The 25,921-nt window shown below is 56.3% G+C and carries 20 protein-coding genes, 4 pseudogenes and 1 other annotated feature; of the genes and pseudogenes, 13 read left to right on the forward strand and 11 right to left on the reverse strand.

Going from position 1 to position 25,921, the window contains the following annotated elements:
- Positions 1–14: 14 nt before the first annotated feature.
- Positions 15–836 (reverse strand): phosphate/phosphite/phosphonate ABC transporter substrate-binding protein, encoded by an 822-nt coding sequence (locus AC4ANE_RS23865; protein ID WP_031597931.1) that lies wholly within the window; start codon positions 834–836, stop codon positions 15–17.
- 292 nt (positions 837–1,128) lie between these two features.
- The gene (locus AC4ANE_RS23870; protein WP_031597933.1) at positions 1,129–2,259 is read right to left on the reverse strand and encodes an ROK family transcriptional regulator; all 1,131 of its coding nucleotides are present in this window, start codon (positions 2,257–2,259) and stop codon (positions 1,129–1,131) included.
- Positions 2,260–2,424: 165 nt separating this feature from the next.
- On the opposite strand from AC4ANE_RS23870, the gene AC4ANE_RS23875 reads away from it, so the two are divergent.
- The 10 genes and pseudogenes from AC4ANE_RS23875 to AC4ANE_RS23920 form a co-directional block, all read left to right on the forward strand.
- Positions 2,425–3,741, forward strand: coding sequence for an extracellular solute-binding protein (locus tag AC4ANE_RS23875; RefSeq protein ID WP_031597936.1), 1,317 nt, complete (start codon positions 2,425–2,427; stop codon positions 3,739–3,741).
- Positions 3,738–4,631 (forward strand): carbohydrate ABC transporter permease, encoded by an 894-nt coding sequence (locus AC4ANE_RS23880; RefSeq protein WP_460408554.1) that lies wholly within the window; start codon positions 3,738–3,740, stop codon positions 4,629–4,631. The genes AC4ANE_RS23875 and AC4ANE_RS23880 overlap by 4 nt, the downstream gene beginning before the upstream one ends.
- Positions 4,628–5,521: an ABC transporter permease subunit gene (locus AC4ANE_RS23885; RefSeq protein WP_002555449.1), complete on the forward strand. Its 894-nt coding sequence runs from the start codon at positions 4,628–4,630 to the stop codon at positions 5,519–5,521. Before AC4ANE_RS23880 ends, AC4ANE_RS23885 begins: the two co-directional genes overlap by 4 nt.
- On the forward strand, positions 5,518–6,624 hold the full coding sequence (locus AC4ANE_RS23890) for an ABC transporter ATP-binding protein (RefSeq protein WP_002555450.1): 1,107 nt from the start codon (positions 5,518–5,520) through the stop codon (positions 6,622–6,624). The genes AC4ANE_RS23885 and AC4ANE_RS23890 overlap by 4 nt, the downstream gene beginning before the upstream one ends.
- A 6-nt stretch (positions 6,625–6,630) precedes the next feature.
- Complete coding sequence (locus tag AC4ANE_RS23895; protein ID WP_002555451.1) at positions 6,631–7,392, forward strand: glycerophosphoryl diester phosphodiesterase; 762 nt, start codon at positions 6,631–6,633, stop codon at positions 7,390–7,392.
- On the forward strand, positions 7,389–8,132 hold the full coding sequence (locus AC4ANE_RS23900) for an inositol monophosphatase family protein (protein WP_002555452.1): 744 nt from the start codon (positions 7,389–7,391) through the stop codon (positions 8,130–8,132). The genes AC4ANE_RS23895 and AC4ANE_RS23900 overlap by 4 nt, the downstream gene beginning before the upstream one ends.
- Positions 8,132–9,244, forward strand: a complete 1,113-nt coding sequence (locus tag AC4ANE_RS23905) for an endo-1,4-beta-xylanase (RefSeq protein WP_031597938.1) — start codon at positions 8,132–8,134, stop codon at positions 9,242–9,244. The genes AC4ANE_RS23900 and AC4ANE_RS23905 overlap by 1 nt, the downstream gene beginning before the upstream one ends.
- A gap of 706 nt (positions 9,245–9,950) precedes the next feature.
- Positions 9,951–10,289, forward strand: coding sequence for a hypothetical protein (locus AC4ANE_RS23910; RefSeq protein WP_058886618.1), 339 nt, complete (start codon positions 9,951–9,953; stop codon positions 10,287–10,289).
- A gap of 40 nt (positions 10,290–10,329) precedes the next feature.
- Positions 10,330–11,481: pseudogene (locus AC4ANE_RS23915) on the forward strand (IS3-like element ISPsy29 family transposase).
- A 17-nt stretch (positions 11,482–11,498) separates the two neighbouring features.
- Positions 11,499–11,995, forward strand: a pseudogene (locus AC4ANE_RS23920) (IS5 family transposase); the annotation flags it as partial.
- A 147-nt stretch (positions 11,996–12,142) separates the two neighbouring features.
- Here AC4ANE_RS23920 and AC4ANE_RS23925 read toward each other — a convergent pair.
- The 3 genes from AC4ANE_RS23925 to AC4ANE_RS23935 all read right to left on the reverse strand — a co-directional run bounded on the left by AC4ANE_RS23925 (position 12,143) and on the right by AC4ANE_RS23935 (position 15,566).
- Positions 12,143–13,753 (reverse strand): Ulp1 family isopeptidase, encoded by a 1,611-nt coding sequence (locus tag AC4ANE_RS23925; protein ID WP_460408555.1) that lies wholly within the window; start codon positions 13,751–13,753, stop codon positions 12,143–12,145.
- Positions 13,754–13,821: 68 nt separating this feature from the next.
- Complete coding sequence (locus tag AC4ANE_RS23930; protein ID WP_044424202.1) at positions 13,822–14,802, reverse strand: IS5 family transposase; 981 nt, start codon at positions 14,800–14,802, stop codon at positions 13,822–13,824.
- Between the two features lie 20 nt (positions 14,803–14,822).
- Positions 14,823–15,566, reverse strand: a complete 744-nt coding sequence (locus AC4ANE_RS23935) for a hypothetical protein (RefSeq protein WP_460408557.1) — start codon at positions 15,564–15,566, stop codon at positions 14,823–14,825.
- A gap of 181 nt (positions 15,567–15,747) precedes the next feature.
- Between AC4ANE_RS23935 and AC4ANE_RS23940 the strand changes: the two are divergent.
- Positions 15,748–15,849: pseudogene (locus AC4ANE_RS23940) on the forward strand (helix-turn-helix domain-containing protein); the annotation flags it as partial.
- Positions 15,850–16,011: 162 nt separating this feature from the next.
- On the opposite strand, the gene AC4ANE_RS23945 reads toward AC4ANE_RS23940, so the two are convergent.
- The 4 genes from AC4ANE_RS23945 to AC4ANE_RS23960 form a co-directional block, all read right to left on the reverse strand.
- Positions 16,012–17,412: a site-specific integrase gene (locus AC4ANE_RS23945; RefSeq protein ID WP_044424009.1), complete on the reverse strand. Its 1,401-nt coding sequence runs from the start codon at positions 17,410–17,412 to the stop codon at positions 16,012–16,014.
- A 171-nt stretch (positions 17,413–17,583) separates the two neighbouring features.
- Positions 17,584–18,690, reverse strand: a complete 1,107-nt coding sequence (locus tag AC4ANE_RS23950; protein WP_002555457.1) for a site-specific integrase — start codon at positions 18,688–18,690, stop codon at positions 17,584–17,586.
- A gap of 132 nt (positions 18,691–18,822) precedes the next feature.
- Entirely contained in the window at positions 18,823–19,386 is a 564-nt protein-coding gene (locus AC4ANE_RS23955) for a single-stranded DNA-binding protein (RefSeq protein ID WP_002555458.1), read from the reverse strand.
- A gap of 9 nt (positions 19,387–19,395) precedes the next feature.
- Positions 19,396–20,790, reverse strand: a complete 1,395-nt coding sequence (locus AC4ANE_RS23960) for an MFS transporter (RefSeq protein ID WP_002555459.1) — start codon at positions 20,788–20,790, stop codon at positions 19,396–19,398.
- A 129-nt stretch (positions 20,791–20,919) separates the two neighbouring features.
- Here AC4ANE_RS23960 and uvrA point away from each other — a divergent pair, with 129 nt between their 5' ends.
- Positions 20,920–23,754, forward strand: coding sequence for an excinuclease ABC subunit UvrA (uvrA, locus tag AC4ANE_RS23965; protein WP_002555460.1), 2,835 nt, complete (start codon positions 20,920–20,922; stop codon positions 23,752–23,754).
- 93 nt (positions 23,755–23,847) lie between these two features.
- On the opposite strand, the gene bfr is transcribed toward uvrA, so the two are convergent.
- Together bfr and AC4ANE_RS23975 are read right to left on the reverse strand one after the other, a co-directional pair.
- Positions 23,848–24,312 (reverse strand): bacterioferritin, encoded by a 465-nt coding sequence (bfr, locus tag AC4ANE_RS23970; protein WP_002555461.1) that lies wholly within the window; start codon positions 24,310–24,312, stop codon positions 23,848–23,850.
- Positions 24,313–24,466: 154 nt separating this feature from the next.
- Positions 24,467–24,643 (reverse strand): annotated as a pseudogene (locus AC4ANE_RS23975) (catalase-related domain-containing protein); the annotation flags it as partial.
- Positions 24,644–24,683: 40 nt separating this feature from the next.
- Between AC4ANE_RS23975 and AC4ANE_RS23980 the strand changes: the two are divergent.
- Positions 24,684–25,906 (forward strand): IS3-like element IS51 family transposase gene (locus tag AC4ANE_RS23980; RefSeq protein WP_095178853.1). Its coding sequence is split into 2 segments (ribosomal slippage): positions 24,684–24,969 and positions 24,969–25,906, totalling 1,224 coding nucleotides; the frame shifts between segments, so codons are not numbered across the junction.
- Positions 24,962–25,078: a sequence feature (AL1L pseudoknot), on the forward strand. It overlaps the preceding gene by 117 nt.
- Positions 25,907–25,921: the final 15 nt, after the last annotated feature.

The raw sequence follows: 25,921 nt of genomic DNA on the forward strand, positions 1-25,921 counted from the left end.
AAAGTTGAAATTATTTACTTAAGGTTTGCTGGCAAACTGTTATAAAAATCACGATAGGACGCATAATCCGCTTCCGTCGCAGGAATGAAGGTAATCGGTGCCGGTGCATGGACCAGCTCGGTCGCCTCACGAAGAACCCTGCTACCGTCGGGATCGTTTTGCATATTAAAAAATGCGTTGGCTACCGCATCACGTTCTTTTTTAGAAACCCGAGGGGATGCCATGAGGGCCAGGTCATTGAACGAGGCCGAACTCCACAGCACGCGGAACGACTTGCCTTCTCTCTCAGTGTAGCCACTTACAAGCTGTGAGTTGGCCCCCATCGCTTGAGCCTTGCCACTAAAGAGTTGGCTGAAAGCGCCATCCATGTTTCCGGCAAACACGGTAGACGTACTGATCCCTTTCTTTACCAATTCCGAGTTTGTGACTTTATAAGCGATGAACGCTTCCGGTCCCGGATACACAACTTCCTTGCCTTCTAGCTCCGAAAGGCTATGAATGGGCGAGTCGGCAGGTACCACGATCTGCCCCTCGAGGGCAGGCGCGTCACGGCGACCAAACACCGTCCAGCCCATCTTGTCGCGTTCCGGGCTAAAAAGATGGTTAGTAAAAGCGAAATCAACTTCTTGCGCGAGCACATAACTTGTTGTATCAGAGGATGTCCGCCCTAATTTCAGCGTGAGATTCACGCCGCTTTTGTCGGACACATACTTTATGATTGGATTCCAAAAACTGGCTGAAAGATTAAGATTGTACTGATTGACAGGCGAAAAATTGTAAACCTTAAGTTCTTCAGACGCGGCCACATTTGACAAGGAAAACGACAGGACAACCATTATAGCTTTGCAGCCCAGGCATAACTTCACTTGTCAACTCCACATGCAGACTAACGTCTTACCCAACGGTGATGAGCAATAACTTAAGCTCAGTAATACAGTATGATCGGCCGACAACCTTGAATCTTAAGCACCGACTGCATGAAGAAATATTAATCGGCCAGCCCATACACCTGCCTGCCGCGGCTGCGCGATAGTCTTGAACTGTACAGGCCGAGGTGGCTTCTTCTGCATGACCATTGCCTTGGCCGCAACGTGCAGTACCCAGCAATGAGCTATTGCTGACGACAGATCAAACAAAAAACCGCTCTTTCAACGGCACCAGTGCCGCACCGATAGCCGCCGCATCGCCATTGGTCTCACTCAGCAATAACTGAGGCCGAGGCGGTGGCGCGTTGTAGCGGTGGGCTCCCCAGAAAGTCGTTGCCGCAATCAGGCGTCTGCCCAGCTCTGGCGGTAATTGCCCGCCAAACACTACCGCCTGTGGATCGAACAGGCCCGCCAGTGCGTTAACCAGACGATCCAGGGTTGGTTTGACGCGTGCCAGCCAGGTGTCCACGCCGGGCCAGTCAGGGTCGAAGCGCAGGCGCAGGTCTTCGATTGAATCTACCTGTACGCCGTTCTGATGCAATTCATCCAGCAGGTAACGCAAGGCCGGACGGTTTATCGACTCTTCGTCGTTGTAGAGGGTGATCTCGCCCGCGTTGCCGTGGCTGCCGAAATACGGTTTGCCGTTGATCACCACGCCTGCGCCGAAACCGAAGTTGAACGACAGGTAGATGAAGTTGCTGGCCCAGGCCCCCACGCCCACCAGGCTTTCACCGATGGCCGCAGTGGTGGCGTTGTTTTCCAGCCAGACCGGCATGCCGAAGCGCTCTTCGAGTATCGGTTGCAAGTCAATCAATGACCAATCGCGCAGCGGTTCGGGTGCGTTGATCTGGCGGTTCTCAAGAAAAAAACCGGCGATGGCGAAGCCCATGCCAATCACTCGTTGCGCCTCGATGCCATTGCGCTGAAGCATGCGTTCGATGGTCTGATCAAACGAATCCAGCGTGCTGTTGCGGCTCAACGGCGGCGTACGCAAGGTGACCTGTTCCAGCACATTGCAGCCCAGATCGGCGATGCAGACCACTGCCGAATCGGTATTGATCGATACGCCGATGACATACACCGCCTCGTTGACCAGCTCAATGCGCGGGCTGGGCTGACCACGGCCGTTCTTCACTCGCTCGCCGCTGCGCAGCAGGCCTCGGCTGATCAGTTCTTCGATCAGGCGGTGCACCGACTGCTGAGCCAGGTCCATCTCGGTCGAAACCGTGGCGCGGGTGATCACACCTCGACGGCGAAGGATATCCAGCAATTTGCGTTCATTCAGGCTCAGCGGTTGGTGCGCATGAAGTGGCGTATCGAGGTCGAGGGGCATGGAATCTACAAATCAGGGGAGGATTAAAACAGTGGGCGTGTAAAGCAGTGTATCGCCCGCCACCCATTGCACACTTCCATCATGAAAATTTAATAAAAGTCGCGCAGGTCACAAATACTACACACAAGCTGTATTAAATGGCACTGAGTTCTCGTGGGTGTCCTCATGCCTTTCATCAGTAAGACGCTTTCCATGCTGGCGCTGCTGCCGTTCGCTGCTCAGGTCTTCGCCGCCCCCGCCGAGTTCTGGTATAGCCACGGCGGCGCGGCCGGAAGTGCCATCGCAGATTTGTGCAGAAGCTTCAATGCGCAGCGTGAGGATGGGGATCGCCTGCACTGTATCCGCCAGGGCAGTTATGAGCAGACGCTGCAGAAGACCGTCGCAGCGTACCGCGCAGGCATAGGCCCGGCGCTGGTCGAAATTTACGACGTGGCCACGCCTGACATGCTGCTGGGCGGTGCCACTCTGCCTGTCGAGGCCATCATGGCCGGTCATCAAAGGGCCTATTCCGACGACACCTTTCTGCCAGCCTTGCGCCGCTATTACTCCGATGATCACGGCGCTCTGGCGGCCCAGCCTTTTGCGGCGTCCACCGCCGTGCTCTACACGCACCGAAATGCCCTGGCCGCGGCAGGTATCAGCGAGCCCCCCGCCACTTGGGAAGCATTTGCTACCGCCTTGCGGGCCTTAAAGAAAAACGGCCACGCATGCCCTGTCGTCAGCGAATTTTCGCCGTGGATCTGGCTGGAGCAGACCAGTGCAGCGCAAGGCACCGAAGTTGCGGTTCGCGCCGCTGGCACCGAACGCTATCAGTTCGACAAAGGTGCCCACCTGCGCTTGATGAACGACCTGGCGCAATGGACCGCCGAAGGTCTGGTGGTGCACGAGGATTCGACCCGCAGCGGCCAACAGGCGCTGGCTTTCGCCACCGACGACTGCGCCATGCTGATCGACTCCACCGGTGCCTGGAATATCGTGCACAGCACGCTCAAATCCGATATCGATGTCACAGCACTGCCGATTTACGCCAACACCCAACGTCGTACCAACGCTCCCGGAGGTTCCTCGCTGTGGGTGATGCGTGGGCATGCAGCTCGGGATTACAGGCTGGTCTCGGAGTTTCTGGCGTTCGTACTGCAACCGGATAATCAGTTGGTGTTCAGTGCCCGGACCGGCTACCTGCCAGTTACTCAGGCGGCAGCGGCACGGTTGCAATCCGCAGGCAGAGAGCCGTCGGCCGTAATGGTCGGGCTTGCGGCACTTCACGACATTGACGGCCAGCCTTCTAAGCCTTTGCGCTGCGGCTTTATCACGCTGATGCGTCTTGTTTGGTCGCAGGAAATGGAAAACGCGCTCGCCGGTCGCCAGAGCGTTGAACACGCCCTGCGTCAGACAACGCTGCGTGCCAACGAATTGCTCAGTCTGTTTCAGCAGATGCATCAGGCCCAGGCCAGCAACGAGTCAGACGAGGCAACGCCATGAAGCCTCGTGCGCATTTTCCGCAACCGCGCCTGGCGCAGCTGTTTGCCCTGCCCCAATTGCTGGTACTCGGGTTGTTCTTTTATTGGCCTGCAGTCCAGGCAATCTGGTGGTCGTTTCATCTGGTGCCGCCCTTCGGCGGTAACGAAATCTTTGTCGGCCTGAGCAACTATTGGCGAGTGTTGAAAGACCCTGGTGTGCTCGCGTCGCTAGGCTCGACGCTGGTGTTCAGCCTGTCGAGCGTTGTGCTTTCGATCCTCATCGCACTGGTGCTTGCGCTGTGCCTTGAACTGAAACTGCGCGGCAACGCAGTGTTTCGCAATCTGCTGATCTGGCCCTACGCGGTATCGGGCGCCACCATCGGCATTGTCTTTCACGTGCTGGCCAATCCGGTGATGGGTATTTTCGCCTGGCTTAACGCGATTGCCCCCGGCACCTGGGCACCCTACGCCAGCCCGATGCAGAGCATGTTGTTGCTGATCGTGGCGTATGCGTGGTGCCTGGTGCCGTTCAACTTCGTGATGCTGGTCGCCAGCTTGAAGTCCGTCCCCGATGGCTACCTCGCCGCCGCCGCACTGGATGGAGCAGGCCCGTTGCGACGCATGCTCGACATACAGCTGCCGCTGATTGCGCCCTATCTGCTGTTCATGTTTGTCATCGACCTGCTGGAAAGCCTGTCGAACAGCTTCGGACTGGTCGACACCCTCACCCACGGCGGGCCCGGCGATACCACCAATGTGCTGGCCTACAAGATTTACACCGACGGTTTCATGGGCCTGGATCTGGCAGGTTCGTCGACACTGTCAGTGCTCATGTTGCTTGCAGTCGTAGCGCTGAGCATCGCTCAGTTCAAACTCTTGTCCCGCTTCCAGCGCCGTGGGGTGAAAGCATGATCGAGCGTCACCGTTTGCTCGATACGGGCGCTTATCTGCTACTGACGCTCGGTTTGGTGTTCGCGCTGGGGCCGCTGTACGTCGCAGTCTGCTCGGCAACTGTGAGCAACCCACAACTGTTCGCCCACGGCCTTGCGCTGATACCCGGCGACCAACTGCTGGAGAACCTGCAACAAGTCACCCGACGCCTCGACCTGCTGCGCTTGCTGGGCAATAGCCTGCTGGTCGCCACGCTCGTGGTAATCGGCAAGCTGACACTTTCGGCGCTGACAGCATTTGCCGTGGTGTACTTTCGCAGCCGCTACACCTCGGTGATCTTCTTTGCCGTGCTGGGCGCTCTGCTGCTGCCGCTGGAAGTACGCATCATCCCCACGTATGCGGTGGCCAGCGACCTGCTCGGACCGCTACGCAACCTGTTGCAATGGCTGGGCATCCAGTGGCTGCCGGTGCCGACCATCAACCTGCTCGACAGCTACACCGGGCTCGCCTTGCCGCTGATTGCCTCAGCCACCGGCACCTTTCTGTTCCGGCAGTTTTACCAGACGCTGCCCGCCGAACTGGTCGAGGCTGCACGTATGGATGGTGCCGGGCCCTGGCGTTTTTTTGTCGACATTCTGCTGCCGCTGTCGAAGACCAACTTCGCGGCACTCGGCACGCTGGTGTTCATCGGCGCGTGGAAAGACTACCTGTGGCCGCTGGTCGCGACCAATCGCGAGGACATGCGCACGCTGGTGCTGGGCGTCGCCAGCTTTCTGCCGACCGATGCAACCCAGGTCCCCGAATGGAACCTGCTGATGGCCGCCGCCGTGGTCAGTATGCTACCCCCCATCCTCGTCATTGCGCTCATGCAGCGATGGTTTGTCAAAGGCCTGATCGGAGTCGGTAAATGAACGCGCTCACCCCTATTGCCTGCGCGCCGGATATCGTCCTCAAGGGCCTGCACAAAACCTATGGCTCAGGGCACATCCTTCATGGGCTCGATCTGGTTTTCAAGGCGGGCGAGCTTAACGTCATCCTCGGCCCATCCGGGTGTGGCAAGTCCACGTTGCTGCGCATGGTCGCCGGGCTGGAGGACGTCAGCAAAGGGCAGATTCTGATGGGTGGCCGCGACGTGACGCGTCTGCCGCCCAAAGAACGCGGCTGCGCCATGGTGTTTCAGAACTACGCGCTCTACCCGCACATGAGCGTCGCCGACAACATCGGTTACGCGCTGAAGCTGGCACGCATCTCACGCAAGGAGCGCGAACAGCGTATTCGCGAGTGTGCCAGTTCGCTGGGGCTGGAGGAGTTGCTGCAACGCAAGCCCGGAGAGCTTTCCGGCGGTCAGCGTCAGCGCGTTGCGATCGGTCGGGCGCTGATCCGCAAACCGCCGGTGCTGCTATTCGATGAACCGCTGTGCAATCTGGACAGCGCGCTGCGCCATGAAATGCGCCTGTTGATTCGTAATCTGCACCAGCAGACCGGTGCGACGATTCTGTATGTCACCCATGATCAGACCGAGGCCATGACCCTCGCCGAGCGTGTGGTGATTCTCAACAAGGGCCATGTCGAGCAGATCGGCACGCCCACCGACATCTACGATCAACCCGCCAGCATATTCGTCGCCAGCTTCATCGGCACCCCGCCCATGAACCTGCTGCCTGTGCACTGCCTGGACGACAATGTTCTGATACTGGCCGACGGACAACGCCTGCCCATCAAACTCGGCATTGCCAGCAACCGGACAGGCAAATGGCTGATGGGCCTGCGCCCCGAGACCGTCGTGCTCGCCCAGACAGGCGTCACCGCCACCGTGGAGTCCTCCGAAAATCTCGGCAGCCACAGCCTGCTGTATTGCCAGTTGGCCGGAACACGCTGTGTTGTAAGTCTCGCCGAACGGCAGCATCTGATGCCCGGCACCCAGATTCGACTCACCATCCATCCCGCGCCCTTGCTGTTCGATATCGAGAGTGGCCAACGCCAGCTCGTTTCCTTCTCCCAAACCACCAAGTGACCCGCCATGCTCAAACCTGCGCCCCTCGTCCGCTCGTCCCTGATTGCCCATCGTGGTGCCAAGGCTTACGTGCCGGAAAATACCCTGCTGGCCCTGGAGAAAGCCGCCGAGTGCGGCGCCGAGTGGGTCGAGATCGACGTGAAGCTGACCCGCGATGGCCAGCCTGTCGTGATTCACGACGACTTGCTGGACCGCACCACCAACGGGCGCGGCGCTGTCGTGCTTCACGAACTTGAGGCCATCCGCAAACTGGACGCAGGCAGCTGGTTCGCGCCTGAATTCGCGGGCCTGCAGATCCCGACCTTCGAAGAGATCGTGGCCTGCGCGCTGCGCCTCAATCTGGGTTTGCAAGTCGAACTCAAACCGACCATTGGCGACGATATCGAGACGGCGGAAGTGGTGATGCCAATCCTCAAAAGCCTGTGGCCCGCCGACAATGATCGGTTGTTCGTCTCCAGCTTTTCGGTGCGCTCGCTAACTGCCGCCCGCCGCTTGTGGAACGACGTACCACTGGCCATCGCCTCGGTGGTCGCGCCTGCTGACCCGGTCGCTTTGCTGGCCGAATATGACTGCCGAATACTTCACGTACTTGACGACATGCTCGATGACCATCACCTTGTTCGCCTGAAAAGCAGCGGCGTCGAATTCGCCGTGGCTACCATCAACAGCCCGAAACGCGCGCGTTACCTGCTGGAACACGGCGCGCAGTCGATTCTCAGTGATTACCCGGACCTGTTGAACCTGCCGAACGGAGGCTGTCTGCAATGAACAACCGACTCAGCGTCGCCATGCAAGCTGTAGAAAAGGCCACTGGCCTGGCCATGGCGTATTTTAACGACCGCCACACCCTCGACATCACCACCAAAAGCGCGCAAGACCTCGTCTCTCGTGCCGACTTTGAAGTGGAACAACTGCTGCGTGCAGAACTGAGCAAACACTTCCCCGACGATACAATCCTCGGCGAAGAAATGGGCGGCGAATTCATCACCGACGGCTGGGTCATCGACCCCATTGACGGCACCGGCAACTACCTGCGCGGCACCCCATTGTGGGGAATCGCGGTGGCGTACATGTCGGCAGGTGAACCCGAAATCGGCGTCGTCGCCTACCCGGCATTGGGCTACACCCTCGCAGCCCGCACGGGCGATGGCTTGCTGCGCAACGGCGTCCCTTTTGTCCGCCCTCGACCACCCGAGCACCTGCGCATCGCCGGCGTCGGCGAAAACACCCGCTGGGACGCCGAAGAGATGGGCAAACTGCACCTGAGCCTGCGCCGACAGGGCTGGGGCCTGGCAGGCTATCGCTGCGCAACCATAGGCCTGGCGTTCGCCGCGTTGGGGCAAACGGATGGGTACATGGAGAAATTCACCAGCCTGTGGGACATCGCGGCAGGCGCAGTGATTTGTCGAGAAGCTGGATTGCTGTGCACGATTGAAGGCGAGCAGAAGCAAGGGTCAATGACTGTGATGGTCGGGCGTGAGGAGTTGATGGAGATTTTTGGTGCGTAATGCGCCGGGCTAATCGACGCAGTTTTCTGACTGCGTTTGTCCGGCTGCTGGCGTGCCTGCCCTTCGTCAACAGCAGGCTGCTGGCGGCAGAAACCTTTCCCGCATTGCGCCAGCCTGCAGCCGAGAAAGGTATCCGGTTCGGCTTTGCGGTTGATCCGGCAAAGCTGAATGACGATGCGGCCTATCGGCAACTGGTCGCCCGTCAGGCCAGCATCGTAGCGCCAGAAAACGCCTTGAAGTGGCAGACCGTCCACCCCGAACCAGAGCGTTACAACTTCGCACCCGCCGACGCAATCGCGGGGTTTGCGAAAGCGCATGAACAGCGTATGCGCGGCCACACTTTCTGCTGGCATCGCTCTTTACCCGACTGGGTTCACCAAACCGTCACCCCGAAGAACGCCGAAGCGGTGCTGACGGCGCACATCAGTACCGTCGCCAGCCATTATCGCGGTCTCATCAGCGCATGGGACGTCGTCAACGAAGCCATCCAGTTGGAGGATGGCCAGCCTGACGGGCTGCGCAATTCATTCTGGTATCAGATGCTCGGGCCTCGCTATCTGGACATAGCCTTCAAGGCTGCGCACAAGGCCGACCCGGACGCCCTGCTCTGCTACAACGATTACGGCCTGGAAAAGGATACCCATTACGGCGAAAGCAAACGCACTGCCGTGCTCGCCCTGCTGCGCGGGCTCAAGCAGCGCGGCATTCCGATACACGGCCTTGGCATTCAGTCCCATCTGCGTGCAGGCGACACATTTGGTCCGGGCCTTTCCCTTTTTATTCTTGCAGTGCGTGATATGGGGTTGTCGATCCACATCACGGAACTGGACGTCGACGACAGCCTCTTCACGGGGTCCATCGCAGATCGTGATGGATCAGTTGCAGCGACTTATAAGCGGTATCTCGACGTGGTGCTTGCCACGCGCTCGGTATCTACCGTTGTTACGTGGGGTGTTTGGGACAGCCCGCATGTTGCAGGCGCCACGGCCAGCAACGGGCCGTTGGCACAGCGGGCATTAGCGTTTGGCCCGCGAGGTGAGGTGAAGCCGGCGAGCTGGGTGATCGCGCATTGTTTCGAAAACGCGCAAACACAGAAGGATGCGCGGTTTTAGGCGTCAAGGCAGCAGTGCTGCCATAGTGGTTCAGCGCTTTCTGATACCTGAAAACGACGAAGCCCCCGATAAACGGGGGCTCCGGGTCTGGACCTGAACAGCAGGGTCCAGCGATATCCTAGAACGGTTCTACTCACTAAAAAACTGTCAACAACGCAGATTTCCTTTTAGATCAGGCCTGTAGAGTTCAGCAGCGTGACAGCTTTCAAAAAACCGTAAACACAGCGAGACTTGAGGCACGAGTTGTTTACATATTCCTGATTCAGTTCGTCGCCCGCTAGCCCGCAACCGGACCGCGACTGCCAAGTCTGGGCGGTCCTAGACGACACAAAAACGCGCTCACGCTCACCCGGTTAATGACCTTTTCAACTGCAGGAGCAGGCCATGGGATTCCCGGGCGCACATTTGTCGCAATGGGTTTCCCAAGCGAGGTAGAATTCCTCCACCATCTTTTGGCATCCAGTGGTAGTTGGAAAACCACCCCAACAACGCAACCCTACGAATTGCGTTCAGCAAACGCTGATCTGGCCAAGCGTTGAAATCCACTCGAAAGCGTTAGAGCGCGAATCCGTGAGTAGTCTGGTGCCCTCCTCGGAGCCTAGAAAACCAAGCGCCAGGGCCCAGAAATGCAATCAAAGCGGAGTATGGCAGCTACGCCCATAATGATATCATCGCGACACTAGGCACCAACCGAAGGGATTTCACGTTGAGCGAGTTAGCAGAGCCAAACAGCGCAATTTCATCATGGAGTGGTTTCGTATATCAGGGTAAAGTTGCCCTCTACTACTCTTTAAAATTACTCACTGAAGGCGTAAGAGACTTCGAGCTACAGTTAGACAGCACCGACGACTTCGCAATATATAAAGACGGAAAACTTCTGAGCGCCCACCAAGTTAAAGCAAAAGTTGGCTCAACCAGAGGCAGCTACACCAGCGCACTAAAAAAGTCTGCAGAAGTTGATGACCATAGAAAAGCTGGAACCAATCGATACATACACGTGTCCGTGAAGATAGACGACACCTCTGAATCGCCCCGGGTTTTGTAGACACCTCCATGCCTTAAACTGAGGCCAATCAGGAGGTGCCATGAGCAACCCACGTTATCCCGAAGAATTCAAAATCCAAGCGGTCAATCAAGTGACCGAAAAGAAGCTGCCTGTCGCTGATGTGGCGGGCGCGTCTTGGCGTGTCGACGCATAGCCTCTATGCCTGGATAAAGCGCTACAGCAAACCTCAGGCAGAACGGCAGCAAGACGATGATCAGCACGCTGAACTGCGTCGTCTGCGAGCGGAACTCAAGCGGGTCACTGAAGAGCGAGACATCTTAAAAAAGGCCGCCGCGTACTTTGCCGAGGAGTGCGGCTGAAGTACGCCTTTATCAAGCAGCGCGCGGGCGACTACTCCATTCGACGGCTTTGCCTGACGCTGAAAGTCCATCCCAGTGGTTATTACGCTTGGTTGTCTGAGCCGCAATCTGCACGCGCTAAAGACGACCAGCGATTGCTCGGTTTGATCAAGCACTCGTGGCTGGAGAGCGGCGGAGTTTATGGCTATCGCAAAATCCATGACGACCTGCGCGAGGTCGGTGAAGATTGTGGTCGGCATCGTGTGGCGAGGTTGATGCGTCTTGAAGGTCTGCGCTCTCAGACAGGGTATCGACGTCGCCCTGGAAAGTACGGCGGTAAGCCAGCGGTCGCCTCACCCAATTTACTGAAGCGCGAGTTCGATGTCGTGGAACCCAACAAGGTTTGGGTCACCGACATCACCTACATTCGTACGTATGAAGGCTGGCTGTATTTGGCGGTGGTGCTGGATCTGTTTTCTCGTCAGGTCGTTGGCTGGTCAATGAAGTCGCAGATGACCAGTGATTTGGCCATTGATGCGTTATTGATGGCGGTTTGGAGGCGAAAACCGAAACAAGAGGTGATGGTTCACTCCGACCAGGGCAGCCAGTACAGCAGCTCCGATTGGCGCAGTTTTTTGAAGGCAAACAATTTGGTTGCCAGCATGAGCCGCCGAGGCAATTATCATGACAACGCCGTGGCTGAGAGCTTTTTCCAGCTTCTGAAACGGGAACGAATCAAGCGGAAAATCTACACCTCACGGCAAGATGCTCGTAGTGATGTGTTCGATTACATCGAGATGTTCTACAACCCAAAACGCCGCCATGGTTTCAACAATCAGCTGTCACCGGTAGAGTTTGAAAAACGTTACGCAATGAGCTTGCAAGGTGTCTAGAGAATCCGGGGCGATTCATGGAGTGGGTCTTCATTGATGGCAGCTATGCCAAGGCTCATCAGCACAGCGCAGGTGCTGCCAGCACGCAGGACCAGGCCATCGGAAAAAGCCGAGCCGGTACACCAGCAAGATTCACCTGGCTGTAGACGCTTGTGGGCTGCCTATTGCATTTGACGTGACCACAGGCCAGCCCAATGATTGTTCGCAGGCGGCCTCGTTGATTGCCAAGGTGCCCGATGCAGAAGTGATCATTGCGGACAAGGGCTACGACACTGAAGCGATACGCGCTCAGGTCGAGCAGCAAGGCAGCAAAGTGGTGATTCCACGAAAGCGCAATTCTCTGAAAGGGAACGCAGATCTGGACAAAGGGTTATATCGCAATCGACATCTCGTAGAAAACGCCTTCGCCCGGTTGAAGCATTTCCGGGCGGTGGCTTCTCAATTTGACAAACTCAAGAGAAACTATGAAAGCGTCATAGCAATGGCCTGCGCTTTTCTGTGGCTACCAATGTGAAACGGGAACAGACCCTAGGTCAATCGTCCGCGTTGGAACTCAACGTAAAACCGGGAGCATACAAGGGGACGCCTGAGAAAACGGATTTTAAAGTACTTTAAGCTGATTTCAGTCGTCGTAATGGTCGAAATCTTCCTCCACAGCGCACTATTCGGTTCGTTTCAATATCTCGACGACATGATCCCGATTTGGTCTAACTCCTTTGAGGTCCATACCTTCAGGTTGAAATATCTGGCCGCTAACCGTCCTGCGCGCTAATGCCTCAATTCCAGTGAGAACATGGTCAGCGCACGAGTATGTGTCTCTCTGCCGAGCAATCGGCATGCCCATTGGGGCATTTGCTACACCCATACTCATTGCTATTCGTCTTGCCAAGAAGTACTGAGATGTATTAGTGGCGAGATGGGCTGTCTCGGGGGAAACCATTGAGTCATAGTGAAAGGCTTGTCCTGTTTGTCTATTGACGCAAAGCAGCGACCAGTGCTGATTATTATTTACAGGCATTAGCAGAATCGGTGGCGTATTGCGGCCTGTGAGATGAGGAAGAACTTCATTGCGTAGCCGTTGGTCTCCTTCTACCAAAAGTCGAACTTGTTGAGGATCAACGAAATTCAGTAGAGCCGCCCGAGGGTGACCTTGCAATTCTGCCTCAACGTATCTAGTGTATCTAACGATGTCACTGTCCCAAAGCCAAGGATCGTTAGCCAAACGTTGGATAATGTCAATGGTAGCCCTAGACGATGAACTGTCCACATCTAAAACTTCATGCTGTTGAGAGGGACCTGTGACGTCCTGGTAAGATAAGGAATTGATTGAAGAAAGATCGCCAAATATAGAGTCCGACATTTCTGTATCAGGCTGCTGTAAAGGCCCGGTTATTGCCTGCGGCGTATCTGGATCCCAGCCCCAACCTGACCAATCTGAATTTGGCAACGTAACAGATGAGTGCTCAAGTTGGGCTGACCACGAGTCTTGAGGTACCAGGGGCCAACCACTCAAAGGTGTGGGCGGAAACATTGAAGAATAGGAGGATTTCGCTGGTGAATCAGGGTACTGGTTTACGGATCCCCCCGAAGCGGATGGCTCCGCTCCACCTTGGCTTTCAAGCCAAGACGGATGCAGGCTCAATTGGCTGAAGCCGGTAAAGCCGGAGACATGGTGGATGGAATCAGTCTGGGAGTCGGCCACCATTTGCCGAGCTCGACGTAGTGTTGTTCTCATAGTCCTGGCAAAGCTCGCGCTCTTTGCATGCGTATAGAGATCCAATTCGATATCCAAGCCTTCGTCCCTGTTTTGAAGACGGGACGCCAAGGATATCGGCGCGTGCCTTTCCTGTTGCAGCCAAGCACTAAACGAACGCAATGAGCTTGCCTGCACGGAGGCGCCATCTTCTTTACCGCGACGGTTAACCTTCCCGCCATATCCCTGCGTTCTCAACCAAACTGCAAATCGCTCACTGAGTAGCCGATCGGCCTCTGGAAGCACACGGGTGTTTCTCTTGACGGCATACACCTTAACTCCTGTAAGGTCAAAGTGTCGCAGATGCTTCAGTGCCGGAACCAGCTTGTCACGGCCCGTTGCTTCTTTGGTGTACATTCTAGCCAGGGCTGTCAAATGGCCCGAGTGCAGGCTATCCTCTTCGCACAACCCTTGTTCGCCCCTTTCACCGAGCCATGTGCTAAAGCGTTTCAAGTGATCTAAGGATGCTCCGATCAACTTGCCGCGCAGCGGTGGCAAGCCGTAATTTGCCAGGCACATAGCGCTATTTTTCTGAAAACGGTCTGATGCAGTGTGAGTCGAGCGCGTTTTTCGCTCGGTTTTCCGTGTTAAGCGCGCAACTCACCCAAACCCATTAGTCGCTTTCGAGCCATCCACAGGTTCGACAGGGCGAACAGCGTGGTCAGTTGGGCCGTGTTTTTCATCAGCCCACGAAAGCGTACTTTCACGTAACCAAACTGGCGCTTGATGACCCGAAACGGATGCTCGACCTTGGCGCGTGTCTGCGCTTTGCAGTACTCGATCTTGCGCTTGGCTTTGTACAACAGGCTGCGTTTGTTCAGCTTGGAATACGTGCTGCGCCGCGCCGCGATTTGCCAGATCACGTTACGATTTTCGTGCTCTTCACGCTTCTCGACACCGGTGTAGCCAGCGTCCGCATAGACCGCGTTTTCTTCCCCGTGGAGCAGTTCGGCGACTTGAGTGACATCGGCCACATTGGCCGCAGTGCCATGGACGTGATGAACCAGTCCAGACTCAACGTCAGCGCCGATGTGGGCCTTCATACCGAAGAAATACTGGTTACCCTTCTTTGTCTGATGCATCTCGGGATCACGCTCGCCGTCTTTGTTCTTGGTCGAGCTTGGGGCATGAATAATGGTGGCATCGACGATGGTGCCCTGGCGCAGCGACAGGCCTTTTTCCTGCAAATAACCGTTGATGACCGCGAGGATTGCAGGAGCCAGTTGATGTTTCTCCAGCAGGTGCCGGAAGTTCATGATCGTGGTGTCTTCCGGTATCGGCGCACTCAACGTCAGGCGTGCAAACTGGCGCATGGGGGTGATTTCGTAGAGCGCTTCTTCCATGGCCGGATCACTCAGGGAGAACCAGTTCTGCAGCAGGTGAATGCGCAGCATGGTTTCCAGCGGATAAGGTTTTCTGCCACCGCCGGCCTTGGGGTAGAACGGTTCGATCAGGCCCAGCAGACCTGTCCAGGGGACGACCTGATCCATCTCGGCGAGGAAGCGTTCGCGGCGTGTCTGCTTGCGCTTGCTGGCATATTCGAAATCGGAAAAGCTCATCTGGCTCATGGGAGGCTCGGATCAGGTGGTCAGGCGATTTTCGCATAACCGGGACTTGTTCGGAGATTCCCTAAGTAACCTTTAGAGGTCACATCATCTTCGGGAAAAGCCTCACTGATTAGCCATTCATCTTCATTTGTAATTTGAATAGACTCCCGATCGAAGCCCTGGATAGTCACCGCTCCACTTTTGTTAGTGACCGACTCCCTAAGATAGTTCAATACCGTTAATGGAAAATGCCATTTTTGCGTCCGCGCTACAAATTCTTTTAGGTCCTCCGCTAGTCCATCATCAAACAGCCGGGCATGCAAACCAGGCTTGCCGGCCATCCTGAGCCAAGTGCTAAACTTAGTCAGGGGTTTTTTGTAAATTAGCACGGTGTTCTCGTTACTCTCACCAGCGTCGGCGCTTATATGAAACCTTGCGATGAGTTCCTCATCCTCCGGATATGGATTTTTTCTGCCGCCATTTCTAAACGATATATTTTCAAGGTGTTCGGGAACAGAATGCATCCCTGCTATTATCTCTGGCGTTTTTGAATGCACGTGCTGAGCATAAGCCTGTATTTCTGCTTGTTCAACTAGATGTCGGCCGCGGTATTCTTCTTGCTGAATGAGGTGCCGATGACTTTTCTGCCGGTCCTGTGACTCTATACCCTCGGCATGAACTGTCAAAGTGCTATCGAGTGGAGGGAGTTCTTCAGTCCCGATTTGCGCCTCTTGGAGTCTCCGGTATGCATCTAGATTGTTGCTCCAGTTGTTAAACTTCCACATTGGATTATCCTTAAAGTCAAAGGTTTTAGCAAAAACCGTTCAGATTTAAACTATCACATACCGCATTTCATGCCAATGAGATACCACTAAAACCCGGTAATTGAATTATAGTTCTCTACTCAAAAGGAAAGGCGGCCGCAAAAACTGAGTGCAACACCCCTACCTCAGGTAAGGTGCGGCAATGTCTTATACCGAACTCAGCATAGAAGAACGCGTCGCCATTCAAATCGGACAATACCGAGATCTCAGTCAGCGAGAGATTGCTCGTCTGCTGGGGCGTAGTTGTAACGACCTGCAATCGAAATGGCCTCGACCTGCCCCCATCCGCTTCGACCTGCAATCGAGCACAGCCGAGCAGGATTAATTGCGACTGAAGGCTGTCGACTGTGGCAACTATCGAGCTTAAATTCCTATCTTTTCGACACAACCTGACAAATCTATAGAATTAATCCTCAGGAAAAAGAACTTCGTCTGGTTTTATACGTAAGTGCCCCATAAAACCACACGGTCCGTCGCGACCACAGTTTCCCATTGGCTTCATAGTTTCGTCGAAGCGGGGGTCGACAATGCGGCTCGTTGGGTCATCGCCACGGGTTGCCGCTGACTCGCTAATAATGACGGCGCCCGCAAAGGCGTGGGCGAGCGGAGCCATTCGAAGCGCCACGGCACGATCAATCCGCTCGATGATTTCCGGCGTAGCCTTTACATAGATTCCGACATTTTGAGTGTCGCTGTGGTCGAGCAATTCAGCGATGATCAGCTCGCCATGGCCTTCTCTTGCCGCAGACGTTGCCACTGTATGTCGTAGCCGTTTCGAGGTAATTTTGATGTGCTCGCCGGTTCGCTCCGAATACACCCGCAAAGCCTCAAAAACCGATCTGACTCTGTTACCGATTTCCTTAGGTGAAGTGTGTTGCTGAAAACCTGGACGAACTTTTTTTGTCGTCTTCTTTTGGGGAAACAGCGGCGCTTGCGATGGCCCAATGGTGAACTCGTCGCCATCCCCGAATCGTGTGCGCACACTACTCGCGTAGTCTATGAGCATTTTTCCGATGCTGGGGGTGATCAGTCGCTCCTTGAACTGCTCCCGTCGGGCCTCCGCCCGCCCCTGCTTAACCCTAGGCACACGAAGTACATACTCGGTAGCCCCATCAGCCTTCGTAATTTCCCTGACATCGCCTACCTTCAACATTGCGTATTGGATGTTCCTCTGTCCCAAGAGCAAACAAAGCCAGGCCAAAAGATAGTCATCCAGAGCAATCGTCCTGGCGGCAAAGGCATCGTTCAGTGCCACTTGCGTGGCCGAGCGCTCAATTTCAGTAAGCGGTCCTTTGAGCGGGTCCATCGTCAGGACTGCAGTGCCCTTGCGGTTCCCTTTGAGGCGAATACTTTTCAGAAAGTGCACGGCAGATTTCGTCACGCCAAGGACGCCCAAACCCTCCCATTTCTTGAAAAAGGCGCTCAAGGCTCCCAACTTCCACTCGGTTTCCTTTGTTAGGGAAGCTCGAAAGCTAGCGAGCGGCGGCGCATCGATGATGCTGACCGGCCGACCCTGAGCAGCAGATATCGATTCCAGCAATCGCCTAAAATGGTCAAACAGGCTTACAACCGTCATCGCCTCCGCGTTTTCGGCATACCACATCAAGGGAAATTTCGCAGCTGCGATTAACTCATCTGTCGCACATTCCCTTAGCCTCTCGAAATTCACACTGATTGAGTGGAGACCATCATGGAACGTCCAGCGCTTGGTTCTCGGATCGAAAACTGCTCCGCTGAGCGCCTTCACGGTGTGTGGCAGGGTCAGACTACCCAACGGTTGGCTGGTAATCGCTGGTTTTTCAGGCATCACTCAGTACACCCTCAACTTGCTTAGTTTGCATCGCCAAAGACACTTGCTGAGCTTTCAGCCGGACGTGCCGACGGGTGTAATTGACAGAGGTCTTCGAGGTCGGTGCCCACCCCATCAAGAACGAACGCATGCGCTCCTCTTCGGCTTCGGAGACCTTCGCTATGTCCATTATCTCCGAGAAGCGATCATTCCACGTGTGGCGAAGACATGCGGAGTCACAGCATCGAACTCGCCATTAAATGCATTCCGAAGTTCGGCGAAGATCGCATTTACGGCACTGAGCGACAGAGGCGCACCTGTGCCCATGGCGATGAACAGGAATGGGTGAAGTCTTGCGCCCTCAGTGGTTCGGCGTGTGTTCGTTATGTATTCGTACGTCAGTTTGCAAAGGCCGGGGGACAACGGAATCTTTCGATCACGGGTCTTGACCAGTGGCTGGTCCTTTCGAGGGTCTTCCGGATCGTCTGCTCGCCTGACCACCGTCAGCTCCTCCGACTGAAAGTTAATGTCGGGAATCTTTACGTTCAACACTTCGCCGCGACGAAGGCCAAGCTCATAGAACCACCGCACCAGCAGAGCGTTTCGAATGCATGTGCCTTCTCCTTTCCAAGGATTCTCCGGCGATGTTGGCGACGTAATATTGAGAAGTCGCTCCGCCACCTGTGGCTGAAGCCCTTCCCGCTGCCCGACGGTATTCCGGCCTTTATGACGTGGCAGCCGCGCGTCCAGAGCATCTTTGCAGGACGTCCATTCATTCCAAAGCCGCTCACCCTCAGCCGCACCCGAGTGATAGCGAGCCATGTGGTATCTCACCAGCCAATCAAGATAGTCGCGGATGACCCGAATACGGTTAGCTGCGGTATGGCCCGCCACCTCAGTTGGTGCAGGTTGTCGTTGAACAAGGCGCACACTTTCCCCGGAGATTCTTCGAACGGATTTCTGGGAAGGAGGAATTGAATTTCGCTTCAGTTGATCAGCGACAGGCCGCTTGCAGTGCCGGACAAGTTCGTCGAGCTCGCTTAGACGAAAAACTCTGCTCTGTCGGATCCGCTGCTCAATATCAATCCCACTCGAGTCGAGGAATAGCTGCAATACCATGATCGACCGCAAGACTTGGTCAATCGTATTGCTCGCTCTGTTGGTAGCCCGAATCTCGCTGAGCACGTAAACAGACGGCTCGAATAGGGGAGCACCCGTGGCCATTGCAATCAGCACCGGTAAGCGCTCCCCGGAAGTCAACACGAGTGTCTTTACCGCGTAGGGATTGAGGGCCATTTGTTTACACCTTCTAAAGGTAAACGCTTAACAAATGTAGCTCTTATCCCGCAAAAATCTGTAAACAATAAAAAAGCGAAGCCAAATCAATGGCTTCGCTTCACATGTTTACTGTTCTGAAGAACCTACACTTCAGAACGGAATATCATCATCAAAGCTATCAAAGTCAGCAGCTGGCTGCGGCGCTTGTTGTTGCGGCGCCGGGCGCGAGTCGCGCTGTGGCGGCTGCTGGTTGTAGTTCTGCTGAGGTGCAGACTGCTGCGGCGCCGATTGCTGAGGGCGCGACTGCTGTGGACGCGGTGCGGACTGGTTGTAGTTGCCGCCGCCCTGACCTTGTTGGGAGTCGCCTTGTGGACGGCCGCCCAGCAGTTGCATGGTGCCCTGCATGTCGACGACGATTTCAGTGGTGTAACGCTTGATGCCGTCTTTTTCCCATTCGCGGGTCTGCAGCTTGCCTTCGATGTACACCTGCGAACCCTTGCGCAGGTATTCGCCAGCGATTTCGGCGACCTTGCCGAACATCGATACGCGGTGCCATTCGGTCTTTTCGACTTTCTGACCGCTCTGCTTGTCAGTCCATTGTTCGCTGGTTGCCAGACTCAGGTTGGTCACGGCGTTACCGTTAGGCAAGTAGCGAACTTCGGGATCCTGGCCGCATGTACCGACCAATATGACTTTGTTAACCCCACGGGCCATAACGTTCTCCTAGGCTTCGCACGCTTCTGACGCTGGATTGACCAGCTTTTCGAGAGAGGCACGATCCAATAATTTTGTGTCGAGTTTTATGTAGATGGCTGCCTCTTCCGCAACCACCACTGCATCTGTCACGCCTGCTACGGACATTAAACGCTCTGCCAGGCCTGCTTCACGCTGCGCCTGCGGCGACAACGGCAGACGTAGGCTGGTCACGTAAGGCGGTTCTCGCATGGTCACTGCGAAGGCGAGCCAGACGGCGGCCATGGCTGCACCACCCAGGAACACCACATCGAGCCCACCGTGCTGGAACAACCAGCCGCCCAGTATCCCACCTGCGGCCGAACCAAGAAACTGGCTGGTGGAATAAACTCCCATTGCCGTGCCTTTTCCGCCGGCCGGTGAAACCTTGCTGATCAGCGACGGCAACGACGCTTCCAGCAGGTTGAACGCAGTGAAGAATACCACTGTCCCGATGACCAGTGCCCGCAACGTGTCGCCGTAGGCCCAGAAGAATAGCTCAGCCAGCATTAAAACTGTGACGGCGCCCAGCAGAACGCGCTTCATTTGACGTTTCTTCTCGCCATAGATGATGAACGGGATCATCGCGAAGAAGGAAACCAGCAAGGCGGTCAGGTAGACCCACCAGTGCTCTTCCTTGGGCAAACCGGCTTTTTCGACCAGCGCCAGCGGCAACGCCACGAAGCTCGACATGAGCATGGCGTGCAACACGAAGATACCCAAATCCAGGCGTAGCAGGTCGGGATGACGCAAGGTCGCCCCAAGGGCCTGTCTGGCAACGCCGGATTCGCGGTGCATCAACGGGCCATTGGCCTTGGGCACCACAAACGCGACGATCAGAAGACCAAGCAAGGCCATACCGCCTGTGGCCAGGAACAATCCCGAAAGACCGAACATGCCGGTGATCACCGGGCCGACCACCATGGCGATGGCGAACGACAGACCAATGGTCATGCCGATCATGGCCATGGCCTTGGTGCGATGCTGTTCGCGGGTCAGGTCAGAGAGCAAGGCCATGACCGCGGCGGAAATCGCGCCGGCACCCTGCAGGATGCGCCCGGCGATGATTCCCCAGATCGAATCGGCATTTGCCGCCACCACGCTGCCAATCGCAAAAATGATCAGCCCAAGGTAAATAACCGGTCGCCGTCCGATACGGTCGGAAATGATCCCGAACGGAATCTGCAGCACTGCCTGGGTCAGGCCATAAGCGCCAATCGCCAGACCGATCAGTGCAGGGCTCGCGCCCGCCAGGTCCATGCCATAGGTTGCCAGAACCGGCAAAACCATGAACATGCCAAGCATGCGGAACGCGAACACCAGGGCCAGACCGCCTGCTGCGCGGGTCTCGCCGCTACTCATACGCTCGCTGTGGGTATCGTGCATGGAATAACCTCGTGTGAACCGGCGGCGATTCTACCAGTCCCATCGTGGTACAGCACATACGCGACGCTTTGCCGCGTAATGGCTCGGAGCCTTATACTCCGTCGTTTATGCCCGCCAAGCGAGGCCGCAGTGGACAAGATCCTGATACGTGGGGCACGAACCCACAACCTGAAAAATATTGACCTGACACTTCCCCGCGACAAACTGATCGTTATCACCGGGCTCTCCGGCTCAGGCAAGTCTTCACTGGCTTTCGATACGCTGTACGCCGAAGGGCAACGCCGTTATGTCGAGTCGCTGTCTGCCTACGCCCGGCAGTTCCTGTCGATGATGGAAAAACCGGACGTCGACACGATCGAAGGTCTGTCGCCGGCGATTTCCATCGAGCAGAAGTCTACTTCGCATAACCCGCGCTCGACCGTGGGGACGATCACCGAAATCTACGACTACCTGCGTCTTTTGTATGCGCGCGTCGGCCAGCCTCGCTGCCCGGACCACGATATCCCGCTGGAAGCGCAGACCGTCAGCCAGATGGTCGATCTCGTGTTGACCCAGCCCGAAGGCAGCAAGTTGATGCTGCTTGCGCCGGTTATCCGTGAGCGCAAGGGTGAACATCTGTCGGTCTTTGAAGAGCTGCGCGCGCAAGGTTTTGTTCGCGCGCGGGTCAACGGCAAGCTGTGTGAGCTGGATGAGCTGCCGAAGCTGGACAAGCAGAAGAAGCACTCGATTGATGTGGTAGTGGACCGTTTCAAGGTCCGCGCCGATCTGCAGCAGCGCCTGGCGGAATCCTTTGAAACCGCCTTGAAGCTGGCCGACGGCATTGCGCTGGTCGCGCCCATGGACGATGAACCGGGCGAAGAAGTGATTTTCTCTGCCCGCTTCGCCTGCCCGATCTGTGGCCATGCGATCAGCGAGCTGGAGCCGAAGCTGTTCTCCTTCAACAACCCGGCCGGCGCATGCCCGACCTGCGACGGTCTGGGCGTAAAGCAGTTCTTTGATATCAAGCGGCTGGTAAATGCCGAGTTGACGCTTGCCGAAGGCGCGATACGAGGCTGGGACAGGCGTAACGTCTATTACTTCCAGATGCTGGGGTCGCTATCCAAGCACTACGGTTTCAGTCTGGAAGTGCCGTTCAAAGAAATCCCGGCCGACATGCAGAAAGTTCTGCTCAACGGCAGCGGCTCGCAGAGTGTCGACTTCCGCTATCTGAACGACCGCGGCGATATCGTCAAGCGCGCGCACCCGTTCGAAGGCATCGTGCCGAATCTGGAACGTCGCTACCGGGAAACCGAATCAGCGACTGTGCGTGAAGAGCTGGCCAAGTTTCTGGGCACGCAGCCCTGCCCTGATTGCCGAGGTACCCGCTTGCGTCGTGAGGCGCGCCATGTGTGGGTAGGTGAAAAGACCTTGCCTGCGGTGACCAATCTGCCGATTGGCGATGCCACGCATTACTTCGAAACGCTCAAGCTGACCGGACGGCGCGGCGAAATTGCCGACAAGATTCTCAAGGAAATCCGTGAGCGTCTGCAGTTTCTGGTCAACGTGGGCTTGGATTACCTGACACTGGATCGCAGCGCGGACACCCTGTCCGGCGGTGAGGCTCAGCGTATCCGCCTGGCCAGCCAGATCGGTGCGGGCCTGGTCGGGGTGATGTACATCCTCGATGAGCCGTCCATTGGCCTGCACCAGCGCGATAACGATCGTTTGCTGGGCACGCTCAAGCACCTGCGCGACATAGGCAACACCGTGATTGTGGTCGAGCACGATGAAGATGCGATTCGCCTGGCCGACTATGTGGTCGACATCGGCCCGGGCGCGGGTGTGCATGGTGGTCATATCGTTGCCGAAGGTACGCCGGACGAAGTGATGTCGCATCCCGACTCACTGACCGGCAAGTACCTGTCGGGCCGTGTGAAGATTGCTGTACCCGCCAAGCGCACGCCGCGTAACAAGAAGCTGTCGCTGACGCTCAAAGGTGCGCGTGGCAACAACCTGCAGAACGTCAATCTCGATATTCCGATTGGTCTGCTGACCTGCGTGACGGGTGTTTCCGGGTCGGGCAAGTCGACGCTGATCAACAACACACTGTTTCCGCTGAGCGCTACGGCGTTGAACGGTGCCACGACGCTTGAGGCGGCCGCCCACGATAGCATCAATGGCCTGCAGCATCTGGACAAGGTCGTCGACATTGACCAGAGCCCTATTGGTCGTACGCCGCGCTCCAACCCGGCGACCTATACCGGGCTGTTCACGCCGATTCGTGAACTGTTTGCCGGTGTACCGGAATCGCGTTCACGGGGCTACGGTCCGGGACGGTTCTCGTTCAACGTCAAGGGCGGACGCTGCGAGGCGTGCCAGGGCGACGGGCTGATCAAGGTTGAGATGCACTTTCTGCCGGACATCTACGTGCCCTGCGATGTGTGTAAGAGCAAGCGTTACAACCGCGAAACGCTTGAGATCAAGTACAAAGGCAAGAACGTACACGAAGTGCTGGAGATGACCATCGAGGAAGCGCGTGAGTTCTTCGACGCCGTTCCTGCACTGGCGCGCAAGCTGCAAACCCTGATGGATGTAGGACTTTCCTATATCAAGCTGGGGCAATCGGCGACAACCCTGTCAGGCGGCGAGGCGCAGCGGGTCAAGCTGTCGCGTGAGCTGTCCAAGCGTGACACTGGCAAAACGCTGTACATCCTCGACGAGCCGACCACGGGCCTGCACTTCGCGGATATTCAGCAGTTGCTGGATGTATTGCATCGCCTACGCGACCACGGCAACACAGTGGTGGTGATCGAGCACAACCTGGATGTCATCAAGACGGCGGACTGGCTGGTGGACCTGGGGCCGGAAGGCGGTTCAAGAGGCGGGCAGATCATTGCGACCGGCACACCTGAACAGGTCGCCGAGATGGAGCAGTCGTACACCGGGCATTACCTGAAGCCTCTGTTGATCAGAGACAGGGCTTAACCGGCGTTGCGAAAACGGGTCTGGCTTCGGTCAGACCCAGGTACAAAAAAGCTCCTGTCACGTAAGTGCAGGAGCTTTTTTATGGCTATCGAATCAGAACTGCGATTGCAGGTAGTTCTGCAGGCCAATGGACTTGATCAAGCCCATCTGCTGTTCAAGCCAATAAGTGTGGTCTTCTTCCGTATCGGCCAGTTGCACACGCAGGATTTCACGGGTCACGTAGTCACCGTGCAGCTCACAAAGCTCGATGCCCTTGCACAGCGCAGCACGAACCTTGTATTCCAGACGCAGATCGCTGGCGAGCATCTCAGGCACTGTGGTGCCGACATCCAAGTCATCCGGACGCATGCGTGGCGTGCCTTCAAGCATCAGGATACGACGCATCAGCGCATCAGCGTGTTGTGCCTCTTCTTCCATCTCGTGGTTGATACGCTCATAGAGCTTCGAAAAGCCCCAGTCTTCGTACATGCGCGAGTGAACGAAATATTGGTCACGAGCCGCCAGTTCGCCCGTGAGCAACGTGTTGAGATAATCGATTACTTCGGGGTGGCCTTGCATCGCACCAGACTCCTGCTTCAAAGCCGATAGTTTGAACCAAGCGCCGCGCAAGGTCACTGAGAAAAACGCAATAAACCGACGAAAAGTGGCGAAATTACGCCGTTAAGAAGCGAAAAACCGCCCAAATGAGGGCGGTTCTGTTTCTCACTTCGACTCAGCCCAGTTTTATACCCAGAGCGTTGGCAATGCCTTCCCCGTAGGCCGGGTCAGCCTTGTAGAAATGCTGCAACTGACGCTGCACGATGTCACTGGAAACACCACCCATCGCGCCGGCAATGTTACTGATCAGCAGCGCTTTTTGATCAGCGCTCATCAGGTTGATGAACCGCCCCGGGTTTCTCGGAGACTCCAACCTTTGAGAGGATGGAGCGATGAAAAAACTACCGAAGTATTCCCCAGAGGTCCGTGAGCGGGCCATCAGGATGGTTTTCGAACACCTTCCTGAGTACGAGTCGCAGTGGGCCACCATCAGTGCCATTGCCCCCAAGATCGGCTGCACGCCCGAGACATTACGGCTGTGGGTTCGCCAATCTGAGCGCAACAGCGGCCAGCGTGATGGGCTGAGCACAGTCGAACGTGAGCGAGTCAAGCTCTTGGAGCGTGAGAACCGTCAGTTGCGTCAAGCTAACGAGATCTTGCGTAAGGCCTCAGCCTATTTTGCCCAGGCGGAGCTCGACCGCCCATTCAAACGATGAAGACGTTTATTGATGAAAACCGCCAGTCTTACGGGGTCGAGCCGATTTGCAAGGTGTTGCCAATCGCCCCGTCGACGTACTACCGGTACGCTGCTCAGCAGGCTGACCCCAGCCAGCAGTCAGCGCGTGCGCAGCGTGACCAGGAACTGGGTGAGCACATCCAGCGAGTCTGGGATGAGCACTTCCAGGTATATGGCGTGCGCAAGGTCTGGCGACAATTGCTGCGTGACGGACTGCAAGTCGCCCGCTGTACGGTGCAACGTCTGATGGGAGAGCTGGGCCTGCAAGGCGTGGTACGCGGCAAGCCCGTCAAGACGACGGTCAGCGACCAAGCCAGGCCGTGCCCGCAGGATCATGTCAACCGTCAGTTTGTGGCTGAGTGCCCGAACGCCCTATGGGTATCGGACTTTACCTACGTCAGTACCTGGCAGGGTTTTGTTTACGTGGCCTTCATCATTGATGTCTTTGCCCGATTCATCGTCGGTTGGAAGGTGTCCAGTTCAGCGCGTACCGATTTTGTACTCGATGCACTGGAGCAAGCCCTTTACGCCCGTCGCCCAGTCAAGCAGGGTGGACTCATTCACCACAGTGACCGTGGCGTGCAGTACGTGTCCATTCGCTATACCGAGCGTCTTGTCGAAGCCGGTATTGAGCCATCGGTCGGGAGTGTCGGTGACTCTTACGACAATGCTTTGGCTGAGACCATCAATGGTCTTTACAAGGCTGAAGTGATTCATCGACGCTCTTGGCCCACACGGGGGGCGGTGGAGCTGGAAACCCTGAAATGGGTGGACTGGTTCAATCACCGCCGCCTGCTGGAGCCAATCGGTCATATTCCACCGGTCGAAGCAGAAGCAATCTATTATCAGCAACTCACCGAGTCTGCCCAGGTGGCATGACTCAAACAAAAGGGT

Source organism: Pseudomonas sp. Pme6b, from assembly GCF_058129925.1.

Bases quoted from the DNA above. Each gene is read 5' to 3' on its own strand.
- AC4ANE_RS23865 (WP_031597931.1), bottom strand. From the start codon at position 836: ATGGTTGTCCTGTCGTTTTCCTTGTCAAATGTGGCCGCGTCTGAAGAA.
- AC4ANE_RS23870 (WP_031597933.1), bottom strand. From the start codon at position 2,259: ATGCCCCTCGACCTCGATACGCCACTTCATGCGCACCAACCGCTGAGC.
- AC4ANE_RS23875 (WP_031597936.1), top strand. From the start codon at position 2,425: ATGCCTTTCATCAGTAAGACGCTTTCCATGCTGGCGCTGCTGCCGTTC.
- AC4ANE_RS23880 (WP_460408554.1), top strand. From the start codon at position 3,738: ATGAAGCCTCGTGCGCATTTTCCGCAACCGCGCCTGGCGCAGCTGTTT.
- AC4ANE_RS23885 (WP_002555449.1), top strand. From the start codon at position 4,628: ATGATCGAGCGTCACCGTTTGCTCGATACGGGCGCTTATCTGCTACTG.
- AC4ANE_RS23890 (WP_002555450.1), top strand. From the start codon at position 5,518: ATGAACGCGCTCACCCCTATTGCCTGCGCGCCGGATATCGTCCTCAAG.
- AC4ANE_RS23895 (WP_002555451.1), top strand. From the start codon at position 6,631: ATGCTCAAACCTGCGCCCCTCGTCCGCTCGTCCCTGATTGCCCATCGT.
- AC4ANE_RS23900 (WP_002555452.1), top strand. From the start codon at position 7,389: ATGAACAACCGACTCAGCGTCGCCATGCAAGCTGTAGAAAAGGCCACT.
- AC4ANE_RS23905 (WP_031597938.1), top strand. From the start codon at position 8,132: ATGCGCCGGGCTAATCGACGCAGTTTTCTGACTGCGTTTGTCCGGCTG.
- AC4ANE_RS23925 (WP_460408555.1), bottom strand. From the start codon at position 13,753: ATGTGCCTGGCAAATTACGGCTTGCCACCGCTGCGCGGCAAGTTGATC.
- AC4ANE_RS23930 (WP_044424202.1), bottom strand. From the start codon at position 14,802: ATGAGCCAGATGAGCTTTTCCGATTTCGAATATGCCAGCAAGCGCAAG.
- AC4ANE_RS23935 (WP_460408557.1), bottom strand. From the start codon at position 15,566: ATGTGGAAGTTTAACAACTGGAGCAACAATCTAGATGCATACCGGAGA.
- AC4ANE_RS23945 (WP_044424009.1), bottom strand. From the start codon at position 17,412: ATGCCTGAAAAACCAGCGATTACCAGCCAACCGTTGGGTAGTCTGACC.
- AC4ANE_RS23950 (WP_002555457.1), bottom strand. From the start codon at position 18,690: ATGGCCCTCAATCCCTACGCGGTAAAGACACTCGTGTTGACTTCCGGG.
- AC4ANE_RS23955 (WP_002555458.1), bottom strand. From the start codon at position 19,386: ATGGCCCGTGGGGTTAACAAAGTCATATTGGTCGGTACATGCGGCCAG.
- AC4ANE_RS23960 (WP_002555459.1), bottom strand. From the start codon at position 20,790: ATGCACGATACCCACAGCGAGCGTATGAGTAGCGGCGAGACCCGCGCA.
- bfr (WP_002555461.1), bottom strand. From the start codon at position 24,312: ATGCAAGGCCACCCCGAAGTAATCGATTATCTCAACACGTTGCTCACG.